Raw genomic sequence first — 2,923 nt, 5'->3', positions numbered from 1 at the left:
TAATTATTAGAAAAGTCCTCCGAATTTCAAATGAAATTCGGAGGACTTTATTTTCTCTTAAATTTATAGTTTTGCATTAGATCAACATCAAGACTATATAATTTTAATAAAACACAAATCTTCTTATCCAAGTTAATAGTAAGCTTCTACTTTTAATGTAACATTAATAATAAACTAAAATCTAACACTTCTTTGTACTACAAAATTAAAAAATTTCTCCGAACTTTAATTATAAGTTCGGAGAAATTTTATAACAAAATAAAAGCATAAAAGCAGAAATTATTTAAACATTACAAAATCAATTAATTTTCTTTTAACCATTTTGCAATTTCAGGTGCACAATAGGTAAGAATACCATCACAACCTGCTCTTTTAAAACAAATCATGGTTTCTAGTACTGATTTTTTATAATCTAACCAACCTTGAGCAGAAGCGGCCTTTAACATAGCATATTCACCTGAAACATGATAAGCAAAAGTCGGAACTTTAAAAGTATCTTTAACTTGTCTTACTACATCTAAATAAGGTAATCCTGGCTTAATCATAACCATATCCGCACCCTCATTAAGATCTAGTGCTACTTCATGTAATGCTTCGTTACCATTCGCTGGATCCATTTGGTAAGTATACTTATTACCACCTTTTAAGTTTCCGCTAGATCCTACGGCATCTCTAAAAGGACCATAGAAGACCGAAGCATACTTAGCAGAGTAAGACATAATTTGTACATTATGTGCACCAACTTCTTCAAGAGCCTTTCTTAAAGCACCTATTCTTCCATCCATCATATCAGAAGGTGAAACTATATCAGCACCAGCCTCAACATGGCTTAAAGCTTGCTTTATTAAAACATCAACCGTGATATCATTTAGCACATAACCATTATTATCAATAATACCATCTTGCCCATGAGTTGTATATGGATCTAGAGCAATATCGGTCATTACTCCTAAATCAGGTAGCTCTGCTTTTAAAGCTCTAACACAACGTTGTACTAATCCATTCGGATTATATGCTTCTTCAGCTAATAAACTTTTATTACTTTCAATAACTGGAAATAAATCTATGACTTTAATCCCATCTGCAAACCATTCTTTTGCACTTTCAACTAATAAATCTACAGATAATCTAAACTGCCCTGGCATTGAAGGAATTTCTTCTTTGCGATTCTCTCCCTCTAAAACAAATACGGGGTAAATTAAGTCATCGGCTGTTAAAGTATTTTCTCTTACTAGACTACGAGCAAACTCACTCTTACGATTTCTACGTAATCTAGTATTAGGATAAGATCTATTTAAAATATTAAAACCCATAATAATACCTACCTCAATATTTTTACGTATGTTAATTTCTCTTTAATCCTATTACATTATACTCCTACTAGCTTTAAATATAACTTTTTCTCTTCTAAGCTCATGCCAGAGAAATAATTATTCCAATAAAAAGATAAACATTAGCTACTCACCCAAAGTATAATATAGAGGTTTTAAAGCATTAACAATAAATAAACTTATGAGTAAAAACGGCTTTTACATTGATAATTTTTTTATAAAGAACAGAATAGCCTTAGCCCCAATGGCTGGTATAAGTGATGTACCTTATAGACAGGTGCATTTAGAACATGGCGTGGGATATGCGGTATCTGAAATGGTATTAGCTAATGAACAGTTTCTTAAACAAGGTCATAGTCTCGAGCATTTAAACTTTCAAGAATATAAAGAGTCAGATTTTCAAAAATATCTTGTACCGCGAAGCTTACAAATTCTAGGTCATAGCCCTGATGATATGGCAACCTTAACTAAACTTATTGTTAAGCATAATCTTGCTGATATTATAGATATTAATATGGGATGTCCTGCAAAGAAAGTGGTAAAAAAAGCAGCTGGAAGCGCTCTTATGGCAGACCCTAAATTAGTAAAGGATATTTTACAAAGTGTTATTAAGGCTGCAGGAAGTACACCCGTTACTTTAAAAATGCGTACAGGAGTAGATTCTGAACATAGAAATGCTTTAGAGTTAGCTTTAATGGCTCAGGATTTAGGGATTAAAGCTATAACGCTACATGGTCGTACTCGCAAAGATCTATTTAAAGGACATGCTGAATATCAAACGATAAAAGAACTAAAACAAGAATTAGAGATTCCAGTCATAGCTAATGGAGATATAGATAGCGTTGAAAAACTACTATATGTGAAAGATATCACAAACGCAGATGCTTTTATGGTGGGAAGAGCTAGTCAAGGTGATCCATGGCTAATAGCTAAACTAGTCGCTATTGATGAAGGGAAAAAGTATTATGTTCCGACGAAAAAAGAAAAATTTTGTATTACAGTGCAGCACTTATTAAATATCCAAAAATCTTATCAAGAAATCATAGGCGTAAAAATCGCTCGAAAACATTTTATTTGGTATTTAGAAAAAATCTTTCCTGAAGTTTACTACAAAAAAACTTACAATAATCTAGAAGAACAAATCGAAAATAACTTCTTGATACCTACCAACCTCTCCCATAAAAAAATAATAAAAGAACTTATTATCGAAAATACTGCTAATGAAATTTTTGATAAACAAGAAATTGAGACTTGGAAAAGTACTTTTATAAAATTAAATTCATATCGTGAACAAGAAGTATTTCTTTTAAATTGTATAGAGTTTTTAAATAAAAAAAACATACCATGACTTATCATGGTATGTGAACTTTCTTCTCAGGAAACAATCAATTAATTAATTGATTGATTGTGTTATGTTCTCTTATAAGAGAGAGGACATACTTCACTTACTAATTTAATATATATTTAATAAAATGTCAATATTTTATTGATATCAATAAACAAGAAATTGATACTTAGAAAAGCACTTTTATAAAACTAAATTAATATCATGAACAAAAAGTATTTCTTTTGCATTGTATAGAGTTTTTAAA

2 protein-coding genes are annotated in these 2,923 nt (G+C 30.6%); one reads left to right on the top strand and one right to left on the bottom strand.

The window, feature by feature from the left end; all coding sequences use genetic code 11:
* Positions 1-302 precede the first annotated feature (302 nt).
* Entirely contained in the window at positions 303-1,313 is a 1,011-nt protein-coding gene (gene hemB, locus CKF59_RS05505) for a porphobilinogen synthase (protein ID WP_119534961.1), read from the bottom strand.
* Between the two features lie 199 nt (positions 1,314-1,512).
* Between hemB and dusB the strand changes: the two genes are divergently transcribed.
* Positions 1,513-2,679 carry a tRNA dihydrouridine synthase DusB gene (gene dusB, locus CKF59_RS05500; RefSeq protein ID WP_119534960.1) on the top strand — a complete coding sequence of 389 codons (1,167 nt, stop codon included), beginning with the start codon at positions 1,513-1,515 and terminating at the stop codon, positions 2,677-2,679.
* Positions 2,680-2,923: the final 244 nt, after the last annotated feature.

It is taken from the genome of Psittacicella gerlachiana (assembly GCF_003585965.1).
GTDB lineage: Bacteria > Pseudomonadota > Gammaproteobacteria > Enterobacterales > Psittacicellaceae > Psittacicella > Psittacicella gerlachiana.
The sequence above is the reverse complement of the archived record's forward strand: the minus strand, read 5'-3'. Positions and strand labels throughout refer to the sequence as shown.